This window comes from Halopseudomonas sp. (assembly GCF_036960865.1).
Taxonomy (GTDB): Bacteria; Pseudomonadota; Gammaproteobacteria; order Pseudomonadales; family Pseudomonadaceae; genus Halopseudomonas.
In genome coordinates, this window is the sequence record NZ_JBALWE010000001.1 from 1 (window position 1) to 20,099 (window position 20,099).

Consider the following 20,099-nt stretch of genomic DNA (forward strand, 5'->3'; position numbering starts at 1 on the left):
GTTGAATACCTCCAGCTGCAGGCCACTAACCAGTTAAATTCAATTCACTGATGTTGCACTTGGAACTTGAGGCGGCCCAATCCAAGGTATTCGAGAGCAAACTTTCCAAATCGCCATTTCCTGCACGAGACACCACACTCTAACTACGATTACGCAATCACCATCAGCAGGGAGCCAAGCAAGTCTCCGGCACTAGTTACAGCATCTCGTCACACATCAGGAATGTAAGCGTATGCTCCACGTGTTTTAATCAGCCTTTTCTGGCCTTCAACACACTTCGCCTCACGTTTATCATTTGGGGCATAAGCTCTGATGGACTTGCCTCCCCTAAGTGCAAGCTAGGAAGGCAAGATTCTTTGTGAATCAGCGTGCGTGAGAAACTCTCAGTGTACTTTTCAGTTTACGAACCCAATCGTCCTCTTCACGCCGTCTCGCTTCAATCCGACCTCTTCTACCAGCGCGTCGGCAAAGCCCAGGCCATCGCGGAATGGCTTAAAACACGCGCGCCGGGCCACGGCAGCAAAGTCGCCCGGGGCCAGATTGTTCAACTTGACAACCTTGTTCAGCCCTAACTGCTGCGGGTCCTTGAGTTTCAATTCAAGGATATGCGACTGGAACAACTCAACGACCTGCTCAGCACGCAACGCTTTGAAGTTAACCTTGAGGTCGAAACGCCGCAGTGCTGCCTCGTCCAGGTCATTCATCAGGTTGGTCGAAGCGATGAACAGGCCGTCGAAGGCTTCCATCTGCGTAAGCATTTCATTGACGCAGGTAACTTCCCAGGTGCGCTGAGCCTTGCTTCGATCCTGTAGAAAGCTGTCAACCTCATCGAGCACCAGCACGGCACCGTTCTCTTGAGCCTGCCGGAAAGCCGCAGCCAGATTTCGCTCAGTTTGCCCAACCAGTGAATCGATCAAATCTGAGCAGCGCTTTACCACCATCGGCTTGGAGAGACTGTCAGCCAGCCAATGAGCGAAAGCAGTTTTGCCTGTGCCAGGCCGGCCGTAGAAACACAGGCGCGCCTGCGGGTGGCGCTTAAGCCCGGTAAGCAGGTCATCAAGGGCAATATCGGTATTAACCAGGGCAGGTGAATATAGCCCCGGTAGACGGGAGGATTTATCGCCGCTCCGCTCCAGAGGAGCATGGCCTTGAGCCTTGAGCGTGGCATCCAGAATGCGCTCAAGCACCTGGTTTTGCCGTCGCCCCGCACGCGGCTGACTCATGCGCGCCACCTCATAGGCCCGCTTGAACACTGCTGGTGACAGAGCAGCGTGACTAGTCAACTTGCCAAGCATGTCCTGCCCCAATCGCCCGGCGCCTAAATTGAGCAGAATCCGCTCGCGGGACTCCCGAGCCGGGTTGGTCGCCTCGATGATCAGGTCGAAACGACGGATATAGGCCGAGTCCAACTCACGGATGTCGTTGCTCAGCCAGAAACAGGGTTGACTGTTCTCCTCCAGAGTGCGGTTGACCCAGCTCTTGTACAGTCGCCGGGAGCTGTCGCCGTACTCATGAAAGATATCCTCAATCTCATCAAGCAGCACCAGCGCCTGACTACCGCGTAGCACCCGCATGGCCGAGCGCAGTGCGCTCAGACGCTTATACCCAGGAATCGGATCGCCATCGCGATCACTGACCGCGATCTCGTAGAGCTCGCTTCCCAGCTCGCTGGCAAGCAGGCGGCACAGCTCGGTCTTTCCTGTACCCGGTGGACCGTAGATCAGCACGTTTACGCCAACCCTGCTCTGCGCCTGACTCTTGCGTAAGAACCGGAGCGCAATGCCAATTTCCTGCTCAAGATGGGGATAATTCACGACGCTCAGCAGTCCAGGCTCGCTAACCCGAAACGAATGCCGAAATAACTCCTCGGCAGCGCCGTGGTGAAAACAGAGTTGGTCAAGCAGATCGGAGTTGCTAAACGACAGCCGGTGGCAGAGCGAGGCGTTACCAGGTGAGTAGTCAACCTCCAGCAGACCACTTGAAAACAGCGCCGCCTCTTTGCACAGAGCCATTTGGATATCCCTAGGCGGTAGTTGCAGCAGCAGCGCGAGAGTGCTTATAAAGCGGCGATTATCAATTCCACCAAACAGGCGGACGCAGCGACTGAGCAGCGAGTCGGTATGCGCTAGGGCGCACAAGCCGAGCACCTGAAAATCAGTACTGTTGAGCCCCAGCATCTGCGCTAGAGCCTTAAGATTGGCGCCAAGCGGCTCAGGATAATCAGGTTTACATCCTACCCCTGCAACGCGCCGAGCAATGCGGCGCAACTGCTGCTGCAGGTGTCGGCGGTCGTAAGTGTCTGCTTCGAGCCACTCCCCCAGGCCGAGGCTTCGGGCGACCTCATCATCCTCGATACCGTCAGGACCCAGCAGTTGGCGGTGCCCCTGCAGCTCGATCATCAAACGCAATGCCAACTGCATCGACAGCCCGCAGATCTCGGGCTCCGGCGCCATGGAAAATGAGGGGTGAGACCGGAAAAAGCTGGGAATACCTTCCATTGCTGAAGCTCCTGGTGGCGATAAAAGCCATCATGACACCAGAGCGCGACAACTGATGTCGCATAGCGTTGGTCGCTTACAGCGCCATTGCTGAGCAGAGGTTCCGATGCTTAAACATGGGCATACAACACCTTGAGCGGCCTGCAGCAGCAAACCACCAGCGAATGGACGCACAAAGCGCTGGAGCATCCTAGTATCAGTGACGATAGGCGCCTGACATGCAAGAGCCGTAATACGCAACGGAAACCAGCTCACCGAAGGTCGATATAATCCGTAACCGATTCCAACCGCCCTGTTCGCCCTCCGACAGCACTAAAGCTCTGGCGCCCCCCAGGCTCATTGGCCCTGCTCAACGCGCATTCACCGCCATCATTCCGTCATGTGCACACCTTCAGAATCGAAGGCCGATCTAGAGGGAATATCGGTATCGTAAAAATCTACCCGAACGCGACGTGCTCACTGACTGTGTAATTCGCGCCAGAGAGTTTCCGGCCTGCCGAGGACCTTTAGTAGCGGCAATGTCTAGGCTGCCTCCCCTAGGCCACCGGCACAAACAGCCAGATCAAGAGCCAGGCTCCCTGCGGTGTAAAGGCAAACAGGGATCCGTAGCGACGGGCTCATTTTCCGCCCGCAATTTCCCAACGAAGTAACACCGAGGGCGCCAGCGATTTCTGGCCCGCACACGTTATGCTAACGTTCGTCAGTCACCGATGATCGTAGCTATGACCATGACAACAACCAACACGGATACAGAAGCATTTTGGAATATCGTGCTTGGACATCAGCAGCTAAGCGAAGGGGAGCGGATCCAGCGAATCGAGCGCGGGATCGACGCTACCCTCATGGGCGCGATCAGTCGGTCACTTCAACTGACCAAGCAAGAGACTGCTGATATGGTGCACACTCGCCCGGCGACACTAGCTCGTTTAGAGCGCGACGGCGGGCGACTTAATAGCGGCGGCTCTGAGCGAATTGATCGACTCTTAGTGGTTGCCCAACACGCGTTTGAGGTGCTTGAGACCCAAGACGCGGCCATCAAATGGCTTTCATCAAGCAACTTCTCTCTGGGCGGCGAGTCTCCGGCAATGCATTGCCGCACTGAACTAGGTGGTCGCCAGGTTAGGCGTCTGCTAAATGCAATAGAGTGGGGAGCTCAAGCGTAATTGCTTAGTTCCGACAATAAAAATCGCCATCCATAGAAAATGGTCGGTTTTGCTGACCACTATTGAAAATTATCAACCAATTAAAAAACTTGAAACTCCAATACCGCCAAGATAATCTCTAAAACATGAGCTTTCAGGCTCATTCTAGTAGCTGGCTAGACCTGAAAACAGCAATTAAATTATTGGTAACCGAATAGAGTTGAAACGTGCATCCCCCAACCGCTCGCGCGTTTAATCATTACGACCGGCAAAACTGCTGAGACCAACGCCGCAAAAAATATCGCCTCCTCAAATTGGGACCTGGCACCAGGCCACCCAGAACATAGCCGCACTCACCGCAACACCGATTGCGTACCCCCAAGGGTGCACTCGAATACCTGCGAGGACGCCGGACAGCTGGCTGGAAAAAACGGCAACCAACAACCAGCAGACAGACAATACCAGCGAATAACTTGCAATTAACTGCACCACTAATAATACAGATTGGTCCGGTTCCAGCTGTGCATCCAACCACAACACGAATAGGAATGCAGCTGCAAACGCAACCTGCATTAACGCATAGAAAAAACTACTAAATGAGCTGCGCAGATCATTAGGCATGAGGCTCAACACTCCGTTGAAAAACAAGCGTCAAAACTACCAGAACCCCGAAAAACTCAAAATATTTCCGTATCCTATTTATACGACTGGAGCTTCATATGCGTACAACCTATTACACACTGCAGCAGGTCATCGCCCGGACCTCACTGTCATCCAGCACGATATACCGATGGGAAAAACTCGGCATTTTTCCGCAGCGTACAAAACTGGGGCCTCGGCGTGTTGCCTGGCGGAGCGATCAGATTGAGAACTGGATGGCGCCGTCCGTAGCCTAAGCTCTGAGCCCCTACCCCAGCGCCATCATGGGATAGGGGCACTTCAGTCTCTGGGAGGCAGGGTGGGCGCGTAGACGACGTCAACAGCAGCTTTCCGCAATTCGTAATGCAGTCTCCCGTGCTGAAAACGCTATAGGCCACACAACACAACTAGAGCTCGCGAATAATTTGTGCCGTCCCCCCCGCCCTTCCCTACAGGCTCCCGAAATATGCCAACGCCAGCAATCGCCGGCTCTATTCTCCCAGATCTACTTCACGCCCCACCGACTGCATTAAGCTCCACGCGTGAAGGTCTGCCGGCTCCGGCACGCTAACATCGCACTGCGCGATCAAGTCAGCCAATTTGTAGTGCGGCTTCGCACTAACTGGTTTCACTGTTATCGCTACAGGCGTAACAACGAGTCTTAGCATGTTACCAACGGCTAGACTCGGCTGCTCAAGCACAGCGGACGGCAGGAAGATCGCCGCCCCTCTGCCCCACTTCTGAATTTTGACGTCCATACACACCTCTCATCATATCGAACATTGCAGATACTCGCCCGGGAAACTCAAGTGGAATCAGCCATAGCGCCCTGAAAGACAGTAAAAGGCCCGCAACGCCCAATAACAGCCATATGCGACCGAAGTGTAGCAACCGCCAGGCCGCCAAGGGTTGGCTTCCGGCAGTTAAAACGGAAGAAGCGTACATAGATACGCTGACGCCTCCCGCCACGTGACAGTCATCATGGAAGGCTGGAAGGACCTCGGGTCTGTATCCATATTCTGATTCCGATACCAGCAGCTCCGGTGTGCCACACCAAGCCATCTGGCGTAGTGCAAATCGGACATTTTTGCTACAACCCTGACTCCACACAAAACCCTCATTCACGATAGCGTCCTAGAAAGGCATTGTCGCCTCGTCACCAAACATCATTGGCGCTGCCCCCGCAAAAATGCCGACTACAATAACGAGTGACCACGATTTCTCAATGGGGGGGGGGGAGCCCTACTATGCCTAGCGGGAAACGCGCCTGGACACCATCGGAACGTACCACTCTGGCAGACGCATATGCACAAGGGGTCTGCGCACGCGATATCGCGACCCGCCTGAACCGCAGTTACTCCTCGGTCAGAGGACAGGCCAACCAGATGCAGCTCAGGCACAGCAACTACCAGCTCAACGCATATACCGACGCTGAGGACCAATATCTCCGAGCGCACGCTACAGCAATGACTCGCGCTGAGATAGGGGCGCACCTAGGGCGTAGCGAGGGGTCAGTCACCCAGCGGGGGCAACGGCTGGGCATCAGCTTTTTAAATTCTAGAAAGAACAGCTGTTACGACAAAAACCATAGTTTTTTTCAGATCCCCAACGCCGACAACTCCTATCTGGCCGGGCTGCTCGCTGCCGACGGCTGTATTCGCCTAGAAAGCGGCGGAAAAAAAATAAATCAGGTCAGCATTTCCCTAAAATACGAGGACCGTTATCTGCTGGAGTGGGTCCGCAGGGTCACGGGCTACACCGGACCAATCCGCATCTACAAAGCCGGGGGGGGACACCTTCAGGCAGAGCTGCGCATCTCCGGCGTACCTCAGTGGATACAAGACCTCAAGCGGAACTGGAACGTCACTCCTAACAAAACCACTACTCTGAAACCTCCAAGTGCCAACCTGAACAATGCTGAAACACTGGCATTTCTAGTCGGCCTCATAGAGGGGGATGGGCACATAGGAGACGCGAACGGCACACTGGAAGTCAGCATCGTCACAGCGTCCGAGGAGATCGCAGATTGGCTAGTCATAGAGTTTGCTAGTATCAGCGGCGGGAGTCCTTCTCGTTACCTCCACGTCCGGGGCGTAGCCCACTATATAAGCCTGTATGGCTACAACGCCCGCCGCCTGTGCGAGCAGCTGCTGAGCCTGGGGGTGCATAAACTCACCCGAAAATGGACTGTGGCGGAGGCCGAGATCGACAGAATGCGACACCGTGACCTCCTCAAGAAGCCAAGTACACGCAAAAATCGTTAGCGGATATATCAAGCCTGTGTCCCTGACTAACAGTCAGGCAAAATTCCTTAGATACACCACGAAGACTGAAATTACGCGGAAGTTGTCCGCAGCATATAGAACGTGTCGCCGCCCCTCAATTCGCGCTCTGCAAGAAAGTCAGCTAAAGCCAGCCCGGAATCGAATCCGCTGCCCCGCTCAACACCCGCTGGAGATGGGGTCCGCCCCTATGTACGCGGCAAAACACTATAGATCATACAGAGTATGTGAGCCCGCGTCTGGCTCATTTCATCCCAACACCCGCCGCGGTCGCGGCCACTATAAAGCCAACACCGGAGAACATCGCGATGGCCGGCATACAAGTTCGCTGCCAATGGAGCACCAGAAACACCAAGCACACCGGGAAAAACAGCACACAACCAATACCCCATAGAATGCTTTGAGCAAAGGCCAACACATAGAACCAAATAAAACCAATCACGAACAGCGTGATGCCGATATAGGACAAATACTCCATAAATCCCCTATAAATCCTTTTCAAACCGTAAAATTACCAGAACAACAGGCGCATCACTCGATTTCATCTAGGTGCTCGGTCGCCCAATAGCGCAGGGCTAGCGAGGTCGAAGGGTGAGATGATAGAGCACGGATAAATCGGTGCACCTTCTCAATGGTTTTGGCAGGTTTGGCACGCGCCAATACGTCCGCAGGCGTTGTAAAGTAGGGACAACTCTCAATCCGTGTTTGGATCTTATTGCCGGCAGCAGTCCAGATGATGCTAGCCGCGTACGCCGGGCTCCAGATGCTTCTGCGAGTTTCTGGCTCGATAGTATCGGCGAAGATATTCTCCACGTAGCGCGCAGCCATGCGGATTTTGTTACCGCCGGTAATGGTGCTTTTGAGCAACTCCGCCTCTACCAACACAGGCGGGCGCTCATACGTATCCGGTGCCCGGGGCGCCCACTGCTCCCTTGGCTTGTAACACGGCCCTGGCCTCAAACTGCGGTTCTGCAGCAAGGGGGCGCTCTCAGGGTGACTTTGCGTCAGGCACCGAACCTCGGCCAAAATGGCGGGCTTTGTCCCCATAAACATTAGCTTCGCTCCGAAATTATTCTGCCCCAGCGGTTTTTAGCCCCGCCATCTCACGAGCCCTTATTCCCAGATCCTGCCAATTTTCCGGATGGCAACTGAACAACAAAATTTGATGCCGTTGAGCAGCATCAAATAGAACGCGCTTCATCTGAGCTAATCGCTGGGTATCGCTGTGCACCAATGCGTCGTCAAGAATGATCAGCGTGGGTTTCCCCGCTTCCTGCAACATGTCGGCGTAGGCCAAACGGCTGATCAACCCCATTTGCTCCCTTGCCCCAAAGCTCAGAGCTCCCAGAGCCTCATGAAATGCATCACCGCGGGAGCCACGTGCTAACTGAACAGGTTTCAAGTGCTCATCGACAACCAGCGAGGCCTGCGGAAACAGCAGCTGCAGATAGTGATTCAGATGTTTCTGCAGCGGTGCCTGCAAGCGCTGAGTTAACGCTTGGCGCTTTTCCTGAAGCAAGCGTTGCAGCAATGAAAGCGCATCCGCTCTGCGCTCGAGTTCATCCAGTCGCCCCCGAGCGGCTTGCAGCGTGGTTTGGACTTCGGCGCTCTGCTCTTCAAGCCCCTCAGCCCCCATCACTTCAAGACGCACCCTGAGGTCCTGAATCTCCCTATCGCGCTGACGGCTGGCGTGTTCCGCGGCGTCAGCACTCAATTCCAGCCGCTTGATGTCCTGCTCCAAAATATCCGGACGGGCTGCGTGAATTTCCTGGCTACGCTGTTCCAGCGACTGCTCCAGACGCCGCTGCTCAAGCTTCACCACACCCAATTGCTGAAGCAGTTGTTCTTCTCGAGCTTTGGTTGCTGGGTCATCCGCTTCGTGTTGCAAGCGCTCACACTCGCCGCTGAGGTGTTGTACCTGCTGCGCAAGTAGTGCGACCTCACGGCGCTGATCGACCAAGGCGGACTCGAGGCTGCTCAACCGTTCTGTCGCATCGCTCAGCTGCTCCTGGGCCAGGTCGACAGTGGTGTCACTGTCACTTGCAGAGGGCATCTGGTCAAGCTGGTTTTGCGCGTGCTCTGCACGCTCCCGAAGGGATTGCACTGTTTGCGACAATGCGTCGATACCATCGGGGGCCAGCTGTGCAATAGCCTTCTGCAGACTACCGATTTCGCCCTCGAGCCTCTGCGCCAGCACCGCGTTGTCTTCAGCCTGCTGAAGATCCGATGCCCCCAACCGGTCCAGGAGGGCAAGGCGCTCCTGCTCGTATTGCCGCTGACGCTCAGCGGTGACCGCGAGGTCGGTGCCACCCGGGTAAATTTCCAGCCGGCCAACGCCTTCAATTTCCAATATGCCCGGAACAGACAAAAGCTGCTCCGACGCGCCCTCGAGAGCTACGCCGTTAAGTTTCGCAACTTGCCCAGCATGGAATTGATAGCGCAACCTAGTAGCCGCTGTTTGCTGCAGAATCTGTAATCGATCCAGTTCTTGCGCTACCACCTTTAACTGCTTCAGAGCCGCCGGTTCAACAACCAGGGCTGCCAGCTGCTCGCGTTGCTGCAGCAAGCTCGCGGTCTCAGACTTCGCCTGCTCCAGCTTTTGCTCGGCATCATGCAAGGAGTTCTTAAGCAGCAGCAGGGCAGATTGCCGTTCACAACGCTGCTCGTGCAGCCGGGCCAATCTAAGCTGCTCCCCCGCCGCATGGCTTTGACTCTGTGCTTGCTGCAAACGCTGCAACAGAGATGGCTCAAGGGCCTGTTTGTCTGCCAGCGACTTGGTAGCACCGCTTAGCTCATGCCGGCGCTCCACCAGCAGCGCCTGGCGCTGGGAACCGTGTTGCAGGCTTTCACTGCAGAGTCGCAGGCTCTCTTGATTCTTCTGCAACTCACGGTGTTCTCGATCCTGTTCGCTCTGCATAGCCTTAATTGCATCGAGCTTCTGCATTGCCGCCTTAGCATCGGCCCTGAAGGCCAACCAAGGTTTACTGTCATCCTGCTTTTGAGGAATCAGGAGGTCCCCTAGACGATCAACCTGCAAGCGGTAGCTATCAACTTTGTCTAGTAGCTCAGCATGATAGCTTTCTAGGTCCGCAACCTGCTTGATCGCCTTGGCAAGCTCACCGGTTGGCTTGTCGGTGGACGCGGTCCTGAGCTTGTTCCGCTCCTCCCGCACTCGCTCAAATACGGCATCTCCGATGGAGCTAGTGAGTTCGCTTACATTCCCACCAAGGGCCGACTGCAAATGCGCCTCGGCACTGTCTACCGCGTCGTCAATCTCCTGCCCCTGCCCCTGCTCTACCCACAAAAGACCGGGAATTCCCCAATGTTTAGGCTTGCTTGCACCACTGCCTGCGAATTCGTAGCCCAACAGAGTGCTGAGCTGATCCTCTGCTTCATCACCACTGCAGGATCGGCCTCCGATCTGCAAGTCGCACCGTTTTTGCCGCAGAAAGCGTTTGTTGAGTTTCCAGTGCTCGCCCTGCCACTCAAATTCGATCGCCACTTCAGGCGCTGCCGAGGAGTCACCCCAGGGTCTCAGATCCTCAACACTGCTGGACTTGTATCGTTCGAAAAACGCGGCTCGAATTGCGCGTACCAAGGTGCTTTTGCCAGACTCATTAGGGCCAACGAACAGGTTGATCCCAGGTCCGAGGTCACGAATTTCAAGCGGCTGGCGAAACTGCCGCAATTGCTCAACACGTATGGATTGAACCTTCATGCCTGCACCTCCGCGTCCTTGCTCAGCAAGCTGGCCAGCAGCACGAGGGCATCCTTAGCGGCCTGGGAATCACCCTCGCGGCCGCGTAGCTCCGCAATAACGTCACCCAGGTAACCGTCTGCGCTCAACGCGGCTATATCTTCGTCTGTGGGCTCAAGCTGCAAGTCCTTAACGTCGCAGTCGACGCTACGACAGCGAGCCTGCGCGATCGCGAGCGCACGCTGCAGACGAGCCTGACCGGCGAGATCGGTCTGCCCTGAAACTTTCAGACTGAGCACTGAATTGGGCTCCAGCTCTTGAAGGCGCTCGATCAGCACATCCAAGTCACTGGCGACTTCGAGGTGAGCAGTCCATTGGAGCCAGATAAACTGCCCTACCTGCCTTGTAGACAGCACCGGTGGCTCGCCCAAGGCCGACAAGTCAACCAACACAACCTGACCTGACCCATTGTCCTTGAAGCGGTCGGGCTCCGGAGTGCCACTGTAAACCGTGCGTTGGTCGACCGTCTTGAATCCGTGCCAGTCGCCCAAAGCCAAATAATCAAGATGCGCGGTTGCCGCGCGGTCAGCAGCAATAGGGTTGTGGGAATCGACATCCTCGTGCAGCAAGCCCTGCACGCTGCCATGCGCCAGCCCCACTCGTAGAAACCCTGCTGGGGTCTGCGCGCTGTCAAACCAGGCAGTCAGGTCATCGTATGTCTGACGCTGGGTCAATGGCGCGCCCAAAACAGCAATGCCTTGTTCTTCCAGCACCCGCACGCCCGGTTCTTTGATTACATGAACATTGGCTGGGATGGTACCGATCCGCTCGGCCCGATCCCAAACGCTTTCAGCCAGAGCTGCGTCGTGATTTCCGGGCAACATTATCCAGGGACCGGTGAAGGCTGCAGTGGCGTTGAATAAACGCCGAATCGTCAGCTCACTGACGCCCTGCGCATCAAAAACATCCCCAGCGACCAGCACTGCATCAACATTTTCAGCCGCCGCCAGCGCTGCAACTTTTTCAACCGTAGAGGTACGTGCCGCAGCCAGCACGACAGCGTCCTCCACCTCGAATCTGCTGTACTGCCGACCGATCTGCCAATCAGCAGTGTGTAATATCCTCACCATGGGTGCCTTGATCTCCGTGTTGCGGGTAGCGCCAGCCGGGCTAGCCCAACTGGCTCTCTGGCCAAGCATAAACCCTATGCAACAACCACCCGGAGGTCCAGATTGGTTATTCGTACAGGTAAAGTTTTGGAGCGGGATAGCCTTGGCGTCATACGTTGAACCAACGACTCATAACGCCATACCCATAGACGAAGGCCAGTTTTCGCGCACGAGTCAGGCTGACGTAGAGAAGCGCACGCTCCTCATCTTCGCGCTGTCGCCGGGTAACCGGGTCAGCCGCTGTATCGAGCAAATACTCAAGGGGAACCAGTCCCTTGTTGACCGAAAGCACAAACACCCCGTCGAACTCTAGCCCCTTTACCCTGTGCATCGTCGCCAGATTCAAGCTGCCCTCAGGCGTTTTCATGCTGCGCCCATCCATCAAGTGGCAGGGTTGCTGGTTCGCCTCAAACAGCGCCTGAAGGTTAAGCAGCTCTTTTCGTGTTCGCGCTATGACGCAACAAGCCTCGGCTACAAGGCCGTAGCTCGAAAGGTCCGAAAGCACCTGCTTAACCTGTTCTTCAGAATCGTTAAAGCAGCGGACTTCCGGCGCGGGTCCGTGCACGAGTGAGTGATAAAACGCATGGGAATCCAGACCGCCATCAAGGTCATCTACGTCAACTCCTTCCAGAATGCTCACCGCCAGCTTGCGAGTCTCATCCGTGGTTCGGTAATTGATTTTAAGACGAGCGCTGCGCCCACGGATATCAATGCCGCACTGCCCCAGTACGACCTTGTTCTTGCCATAAATCCGCTGATGTCCATCGCCGACAATGAACAGGTCATTCTCCGCAGGAGGAATCAATGCCCGCAGCAACTGGAACGCTTGTGACCCCATGTCTTGGGCTTCGTCGACAATCACACTGCACAGCGACGGCTTCAGCTCAGAGTTATGCGTTAACAATTCACGCGCATCGCGATAGGCGTCGTCAGTTTCCTTGAGGTGATTACTTCCCAGCAGGTGTCTGTAGCGCTCAAATACCGGCCATATATCGACCCGCTGCTGACGATTCAGCCGAGTGCCGCGGCCGATACGAGACGACTTTTTATATTCGTCCAGGCTACACACTGATTGTGGCTGAATAACTCTGGACCACTCCTCCTGAAAAAACGCCATGGTAAGGTCTGCGCTAGCCGGCTTCTCCGAATAAGCCTCCTCCCACAGCTGACGCTCAAGCTGTGCGTCGAGCAGAAGTCCATAGTCATAGCCCTGCTTTTTGAGGAAACCCATGACCCAAGCATCCAGGTTTTGCACCTCGATGCGTGCCAGCTCTTCACTGCTGCAGATTTTGTTAAGATTGTGCTGGATGTCAGCCGCCAAATTGCGAGTAAAGGTGGTAAACAGAACCTTTCGACTGTCTGATGCCACATGCTCCGCCAACCATTTGGCCCGGTGCATCGCGACAACCGTCTTGCCAGTACCAGCGCCGCCCAAAACGCGAACCGGCCCACTCTTGTTCCCCTCGACCAAACGTCGTTGAGCCGGATGCAAAAACACCCGCCACTTCTCAAGAGACTGACTCAGAACCTGCTGCAACGCATCTTCGTTGTCGGCCACCGTAAAGTGAGCTCGCGACTCCGGACGCGCCAGTGCGGCTGCAAAGTCTTCGGTATCGACCGCATCGGGAGCTTTGGGAACGACCTCCTGATAAGCCTCCTCAAAGCTCGCCCCGGCCATCAACATGAACAGACCATCGTGCGCGTCGCGCGGTAGTTGCTCCGTGGCCAATGCCTGCTCAAGATCGCCTTCCGATCGAAAGGTGCGAACCAGTCCGAGCGCCTCCTCCGGCACGCCGAGCTGGAGCAACTGACGATCACGAAAACCATCAAAAACGCCGGTTGCAGTGCTATCAGAAGCGCCTGGAGCCGCCGCCAGGGTAGACTCCTCGACGGTAAACACCTGAATACTGCCGGTATTAGGGTTGATCTCTACCTTGCGTTTTTCAGCCCATTTGTACGCCGAGTCATGATGATCGACGTACAACATCAGATACAGATCGTCCTGCTCTGCGGCAGCAAGAATGATCCGCACATCCTGATTCGCTCGGATGGAGCGAAGCTTACTGTCTCTGAATGCAGTCAACTTCTCGTAATTCAGGCCAGAGTGGCTGCGATCCTGCTGAAACAGCATGACCGCTTTATTAGCCTGACTCTGTTCGTTCGGCGTCAACTTGAGCAGGCTCTCAAAGTACTTTTCCGAGAATGCAACGCTGGCCATATCAAGCTCCCGAGTTCAGTTGTTCAAATAATCCAGCCAGCTCTTCTACCGAATGGCAGATCTGCCAACCTTCTGCTTCAAGATAAGGGCCAGCTGCGACCTGGTCCTCTAAGTCGGGTAGCAATAACGCGACTTTTTGTGAAGGAAACAGCAGCTCAGCCTCACCCACGACAGCCTCCGGGTCGCCAGCAAGAACCTCCTCGGCGACCTGCGCATCCCCAGGCCAGTCAATCTCAACACCGAGCAATTGCTGCAGAAGCTCCTCTTCCAGCAACGCAAACCAATCAGGCGTGCCTGTTGGCCTAAGCTCCGGCACCGAGGCAGACGCAGTGTGCTGCTCCCAAATCAAACCAGCAGCAATACCGCTCGCCTTTGAATCCGGAGTCCATGCGTACATAACCGGCAAAAACTGCAGGAAATTGACCACGCACCAGAAACGCTGCCACTGGTAGCGTGCAGACTCTTCTGTTCCCTTTTTCACGTCGTAGCAGACGGAAACCATCGCCTTGCCGATGTCTACCGAGCGGACCAAATCCGCCCCCGCCAGCAAGCTTAGAGAGAGGCAAGCACTTTGCTTCTCGTTCGCAAACTGGACGGTGCCAGCCAGTGCAACGGGGTCCGGTAGCAAATCGGTAAAACTGGCCGGCAACCCCTGCAGACTTTGCAGTACGTCTTCTTTGACACCTGTGTCAGCCAGACTTTGCGCTGGTAAACACTGCAGCACGAAGAACAGCGCCTGCTGCCCCAGCAACGCTGTGTCCTGGTCGGCAAGGAAACACAAAAGCAGCTCAAATGGAGTCATTCCGAGAAACAGCGCTTTACTCTGTGCGCCAGCCTGTTTAAGCAACCCAGCAATAGCCTGGTGGTGCTGTTCCGGCGTTGTCAGTCCGGTAGGCAAAGGCACATCCATGGCCTTGTCACCCATCGCCTGATTAATGTCATACCAGTTGAGCGTCCAGACGACAAAACCCGCACGCATCAGCGCCTGACGCTTGAGCAGATCCTGGCTGACGTTTTCCGCGTGGAAACTATATCCATCCAGAAACACTGCGACCGCTCGCAGCCCTTTGCGTACAGGCCACAAAACAAAATCCGGCCGGCTGGCAAACTGCACCCCCTGGGCCATACCCAGATCTACCTGCGGTTCCATTTCGTAAGCAACATCGCCAATGCTCAGTCGATAACCGTGCTTGCCACGCACCACATCTTGGAAAACGGCAACCTTGTGCCCGGCCACGCAGTCCTGCCCGGTGAAACGCGCAAGCGCCTCAGGGAATCGAGCCTCCAGCTCACTATCCACCCAGGGGTTGCTTGCTCGTGCGCTCAGCCCTTCGTCGTCTTGCACCCAGCTTGCCTGGGTTTCAACCACATCCTTAAGCATTTCAAGCGCCAAAGCCTTGCTGGTGCTATCCATCCCGTAGGCGTTTCGATACTCCAGCAAACAACGGTAACAGCCATCCATCGTGTTGCCGTAGCAGTCGCAACCCTTCATGACGTCATACGCCATGCGAAACACCGACTGCATGTTTTCAGCTCGGCTGAGTAGCTCGTGCAAATAACCGGTTCCGCCGGGCACAGAATCGTAGAGCACGATAAAGTGTCGCCGCTCGTCGGTCTCGCCCACTGGCTCGCTCATGTAGGCAACGCGCAAGTGGTCAACCTTGCCACCAAAACGGCGCTTGAGACCTAGCTGCAGCGCAGCAACAAACGAGTTGACCTGCTCGTCAGTACCCCCAGTAGAAAGCCGCGGCAATAATATGCGCAGCGCTTCAGACGAGAACCGGCGATACAAATAAAGGCAATTCTCCAACCCGTTATCTTCCTTGCCGTCGGCGGTCTTTTTGATCCCACGCGAGTAACTGCAGGACTTGAGGTGGACCGCTTCCTTTTTACCGGAAGCTGCCTTCTTGCTTTGCACCGAGCCACATTCACGGCAAATCGGGAAGCCCGAGCGCTGGATATGCTCGCCAGCGACGTCAAAAAATACTTCTTCACCTTGCCGACGCCCAAAGTTCACCTCCAGGAAGTCACAGCTCCGAATAAACTCAAAACCGAAAGGTCGGTCCTTGTCATCAAGGACCCAGGTGATTGCGACATCAGACGGCTTGAAGTCGATCAGCATCTGCTTGTTAAAAAACACCGGCTCCCGATCATCCGAGCGGTCGTCCAGCTGCGCATCCTTGAGGTTGGTGAACGCGTAGACCTGCGTCATTTTCAACATCTTGGTGCGGGCACTGGCATCGCCCCATTGGCTGGTATGGCAACGAGGGCATGTCTTCTCCGAAAACCCGGAGCCCGGAACGTCTGCCGCAGCGGAATAATGGCAACGTGGACAGAAACGCCAATCCTGAATATTTCGCCCTTTGGCGGTTTCTACCCGCGAGATTTTGACCTTGCGGTTGCCTGCGTAAAAGATCGACTCAGGTGCCAATTCTGTCAGCGCCGCCTGAGCGGGCCGCTGGTATTCATATTCGCGCTTTACGAACTCGGTTTCTGCGCCATCTTTAACCGGCTTATCGGAGCGGAAGATGACCGAATGCAGCGTAGTACCTTCCTCAGGGAAGGCGTAGTTGGGCAGCAACCCCTCATCAGTGAAGAAGTTCAGCACCTCACGTTTATTGAACCGCGTGCGCATGGTGCGGTAGCCAGCCGCCTCCCGCTCTAATTCAACCAGCTCTTCCATCGTCGGCTCGTCTTGCGGCTGCTTTTTCAGCTTCTCAATCTGGCGTTCAAGCTCCTTGATAGCGAGCGCCATGGCCTTTCGCTCATCGGCCACAACTTTCAGGCGCCCAAGAACGTACAGCCGTAAGTGATCGTCTCGGTGTTGCGGCCCACCAAACAAATACTGTCGCAACAACTCAAGGTCAGAGCCACTCAGCTCTGTAGCCACATGCCCGCTAAAACCGTCCCAGATCTCCTGCATGTTGTGCTTGAGGTAGTTCAACAACGTGTACGGAAAGCGGTCTTCCTGCTCCTTTTCCACCGCGTCCAGCAAAGGCTGCATCGTATGCGGAATCTGGTTATCGCCCTTGGCAAACAGCGTCCAGCAATCCATACCGTACGCCAGCAGCTGGCGCCGTAGCACATGCCGCGCCTTAAGAAACACCGCCGGCGGCTCCACAGGCGTGTCCAGCATTCGAGCCGGATCGGCGTAGAAAACCAGATCGTGAGGGCGACCATTGGCCACCGTCAGCACGAAGGAATTACCGTCCTTGCGGCCGCCTCGCCCAACACGCTGGAGATAATTGGCCTGCGCTGGCGGCACAGAACACAGCAGAACGCTGGACAAGTCGCCAATGTCGATACCCATCTCAAGCGTTGGTGTCGCCGACAGCAGGTTGTACTCCCACGGCTTCTCACCCTTGATAAAGCTGTTCTCTACCCGTACCCGCTCGCTGGTGGCCAGCAAGCCGGTATGCTCATGTGCAATCACCCTGTGAATCTCGCCGTTGCGGTACAGGTTGCGATAGAGGCTGTCACGAACCGGCAGCAGATTCTCATAGAGCAGGTCCGGCGAGGCGGCATTAATAAGCGGTAACCCTAGCCAACTGCGAGCCTGACCTACAGCCACGTGTTGCGGCCGATATCCGGCGCATACGGTAGCCTCCACATCCGTCGTCACAGTCAGGCACTCAGGTCGAAGCGACCAGAGTCTGCCCCCCTTCTCATTCACCTCAGACTGCAATATCTCAACCGAGCACAATGCGTCCAGGGCGGCAACCAGCACCTGCTCAGCCTGCTTACGATCAACCAGCGCGTCCGGGTTCAAACAGGCAAGCCAGTTTTCATACCAGGAACGAGATGCGTTGGCGCTGCCGATCTGTTCGTAGCCATCTCCTTTGGCCAGGGCTGGATACTTTGGCCGAGGTGACCCCGGCCCCAAGACAGGTACGTAGTCGATAAAGGAGAGTAAGAAAGCCTTACCCGATTTCAAACGGTAAGGCTCCAGATCCTTCAGGCCAAACGCACCCAGATACACCAGATGCTGCACCAGGCCCAGCATTAGTGCAGACGCGGCCTCCGCATCAAGCTGGTAGCCCAGGGTATTGGCTACAGTGGTCCGCCATTGCTGGGCAGCCGACACAACGTTGTCTGCCGGCCAGTCCAAAGCGGCAATCCCCAACCGGTTGAGGGAGCGCCCGACATGGGCACGCCAACCAAGATCTTCGAGCAGTTGCCACAACATACGCTCGCGTATCAGCTTCAGCAGGCGCTGTGGCTTGCTCACCTCCCCCGTCTGCTCGAACTGTTCAAAATCGGCACTGAAACGCTTGTCCGGCGGCATGAACTCACGCAGGTACTTCGGCAACGCCAGCCGACCATTACGCCCATCATGATTCAGCCAATAGGCCTCGAATGCATCGGGCAGCTCCAGCACCGGTAGCGCCCCATCTTGGGCGGCAAGCAATTGGGTCAATGCCATACGCACGTTGTTGTGCCAGGTTCGGGCAGCGAAGAAGCCGGCACGGTGGGTGGCGTCCTGAACCGAGTCACTGAACGTCAGCAGCTTGCGATCATCATTGTCGCGACTGCTGAAAAGCTGATGAATAGCCACCGCACTGAGGCTCGCTGCCCGCGCACCAAAAACCACCAACGCAGAACTGGCACTGCAATAAGGACAGTTGTGCTCATGAACTACCCGGTTCACGTTGTCCCAAGTCACTTCTTTCAACAGGTGTGGCTTGCTGACACGCACCAGCATGTCGTTACTTGCCTGGCAGCCCTTGCAGGTGCCGCGGTAATCGAGCGCAGCGGTGCGGCCACAGCAACGACATACTTTAAAGTGGTCAAGGTGCAAGCCCGCTGGAGACTGGCGCGCCCCCTGATGCCATGGCATCAACAACGCTGTTTCCGCATGCTGACCGAAGAAGCTGCTGTAGATATTCTGCAGCTCCGTTTCAACAAACTGATCCGTAGGATGGCTTAGCTCCATGCGCGTCAGCCAAGCGGTACCATGACACTCCCTGCACTGAACCAAAGGCAAACGCACCTGCTGCTGATCCTTTGGAGGCTTGTCATCACCAAAAGCCAATAACGGAGGCTGGGTCGCCTGCAGGCCCTTTCCATCGTCGCCATTAACAGGCATGGAGCCCGGCTCACGCAGCGTACCGACGATACGCCGCAGCTCTCGTGACCACAGCTGCAAGCGCAATTGAACAAAGGGCAAGCCAACATCACTGCGCGCATGGGCCATCAGCGCAAGCAAGGCAATCAATACCTGCTCGGGTTGGCGCTCAAAATGCTTTGGGATCTGGCCTGCCAACTTGCCGAGCAACTCACGAAAACGCGGCGTACCGCCCAGTAATTTCAGCTGACGCAACAGGTTCGCCAGTTGCCCGTGCTGCTTTAACTCCCGGCCCAGCGTAATCCGACCTTCCATGTCAGAGATATCAAACGCCGGCTGCCTACCGAAGTACAAATCATAAGCCGTCAGCAGGTACTGATTAAGGCCTGCAGCCAGTGCCTGCGCTAGTTCGGCAGGCCCGATCTTCGGATTAAGATTGAGGTAACCGAGGTTCTCGAGGAACTCCACATCGCTCTGGCGCTGCTCAGCAATTACCGCGTCACGGGCGAAGGGGCTTGAAAAGATATCGGCAGCGTAGTGCAGCAAACCACTGACACTCGCCTCACCACCTAGCGTGGCCGATGTCCCCACGCAGACCAGTTGCTCGGCCTGCATGCCAAAACGCGCCCGCAACCGCCGAATAAGCAGTGACAAATCTGTGCCCTGCGCGCCGTCAAAGGTATGCAGCTCATCCACCACCAGATATTTCAACGTATCTGCCTGGTTGTGCGTCCACAGTTTTTGGTCCTGCGGGCGCATCAGCAGGTAATCCAGCATCTTGTAGTTGGTCAGCAGGATATCTGGCGGGCTGTTACGCAGAGTCTCCTTGTCGGTAATCACCTGCTCCGGCCCCATGACCTTCGTACCGTGGCTATCTCCACCAACAAACAGGCCAACGCGAACACCCTTCAACGCAGGTTGGCGCTGAATCTCGCGAGCAAACCGTTTTGCCTGATCGGTAGCCAGCGCGTTCATCGGATAAATGACGATAGCCTTGATACCGGGCGCAGAGTGGCGCTGGCAATGATCCAGTACTGGGTACATGAAACACTCAGTTTTACCTGAGCCAGTGCCAGTCGCGACCAGCGTATTAGCTGCTTGCTTATCCGACGCCAGCCGCCGCCAGGCCTGCTCCTGATGAGCATAAGGCGGGTATTCGGTCTCAAAGCTGCTGAAAAAATCCCGCCCTGCGGTGCCGCCCAAAAAGGGCAGCCCGATAGATACATAAGGCCCCTTGATAAAGGCCTCTCCGTCCTGCTGTTCTTCAACCAGCCGGCGGAACTCACCGCGAAAAGGCTCGGTTTCGGTCTCGAAACCGGTGATGATAAATTCGCGCAGGGCGGCGGCAACTTCAGTGGCCAGCAAACCGGGGATCATGAAATATCCTTA

At 55.9% G+C, this 20,099-nt stretch carries 11 protein-coding genes; 3 read left to right on the top strand and 8 right to left on the bottom strand.

Features of this window, described 5'->3' with window-relative positions:
* Nucleotides 1–395: 395 nt before the first annotated feature.
* Nucleotides 396–2,498 carry an AAA family ATPase gene (locus tag V7747_RS00005; protein WP_335614027.1) on the bottom strand — a complete coding sequence of 701 codons (2,103 nt, stop codon included), beginning with the start codon at nt 2,496–2,498 and terminating at the stop codon, nt 396–398.
* A 722-nt stretch (nt 2,499–3,220) separates the two neighbouring features.
* On the opposite strand from V7747_RS00005, the gene V7747_RS00010 reads away from it, so the two are divergent.
* Complete coding sequence (locus V7747_RS00010; protein WP_335614028.1) at nt 3,221–3,661, top strand: antitoxin Xre/MbcA/ParS toxin-binding domain-containing protein; 441 nt, start codon at nt 3,221–3,223, stop codon at nt 3,659–3,661.
* Between the two features lie 288 nt (nt 3,662–3,949).
* Here the strand turns inward: V7747_RS00010 and V7747_RS00015 are convergent, their stop codons facing one another.
* The gene (locus V7747_RS00015) at nt 3,950–4,261 is read right to left on the bottom strand and encodes a hypothetical protein (protein ID WP_335614029.1); all 312 of its coding nucleotides are present in this window, start codon (nt 4,259–4,261) and stop codon (nt 3,950–3,952) included.
* Between the two features lie 98 nt (nt 4,262–4,359).
* Between V7747_RS00015 and V7747_RS18580 the strand changes: the two genes are divergently transcribed.
* Both V7747_RS18580 and V7747_RS00020 read left to right on the top strand, forming a co-directional pair.
* Nucleotides 4,360–4,536, top strand: a complete 177-nt coding sequence (locus V7747_RS18580; protein WP_442909156.1) for a helix-turn-helix transcriptional regulator — start codon at nt 4,360–4,362, stop codon at nt 4,534–4,536.
* A 990-nt stretch (nt 4,537–5,526) separates the two neighbouring features.
* A complete protein-coding gene (locus V7747_RS00020) occupies nt 5,527–6,543 on the top strand; it encodes a hypothetical protein (RefSeq protein WP_335614030.1) in 1,017 nt (338 codons plus the stop codon).
* 262 nt (nt 6,544–6,805) lie between these two features.
* Here the strand turns inward: V7747_RS00020 and V7747_RS00025 are convergent, their stop codons facing one another.
* The 6 genes from V7747_RS00025 to V7747_RS00050 form a co-directional block, all read right to left on the bottom strand.
* Nucleotides 6,806–7,039, bottom strand: coding sequence for a hypothetical protein (locus V7747_RS00025; protein ID WP_335614031.1), 234 nt, complete (start codon nt 7,037–7,039; stop codon nt 6,806–6,808).
* 53 nt (nt 7,040–7,092) lie between these two features.
* Nucleotides 7,093–7,428 carry a hypothetical protein gene (locus tag V7747_RS00030; protein ID WP_335614032.1) on the bottom strand — a complete coding sequence of 112 codons (336 nt, stop codon included), beginning with the start codon at nt 7,426–7,428 and terminating at the stop codon, nt 7,093–7,095.
* A 202-nt stretch (nt 7,429–7,630) separates the two neighbouring features.
* Complete coding sequence (locus V7747_RS00035; protein WP_335614033.1) at nt 7,631–10,279, bottom strand: AAA family ATPase; 2,649 nt, start codon at nt 10,277–10,279, stop codon at nt 7,631–7,633.
* On the bottom strand, nt 10,276–11,388 hold the full coding sequence (locus V7747_RS00040; RefSeq protein WP_335614034.1) for a metallophosphoesterase family protein: 1,113 nt from the start codon (nt 11,386–11,388) through the stop codon (nt 10,276–10,278). The genes V7747_RS00035 and V7747_RS00040 overlap by 4 nt, the downstream gene beginning before the upstream one ends.
* Nucleotides 11,389–11,536: 148 nt before the next feature.
* Complete coding sequence (locus V7747_RS00045) at nt 11,537–13,645, bottom strand: UvrD-helicase domain-containing protein (protein WP_335614035.1); 2,109 nt, start codon at nt 13,643–13,645, stop codon at nt 11,537–11,539.
* A gap of 1 nt (nt 13,646) precedes the next feature.
* Entirely contained in the window at nt 13,647–20,087 is a 6,441-nt protein-coding gene (locus V7747_RS00050; RefSeq protein WP_335614036.1) for a DEAD/DEAH box helicase, read from the bottom strand.
* Nucleotides 20,088–20,099: the final 12 nt, after the last annotated feature.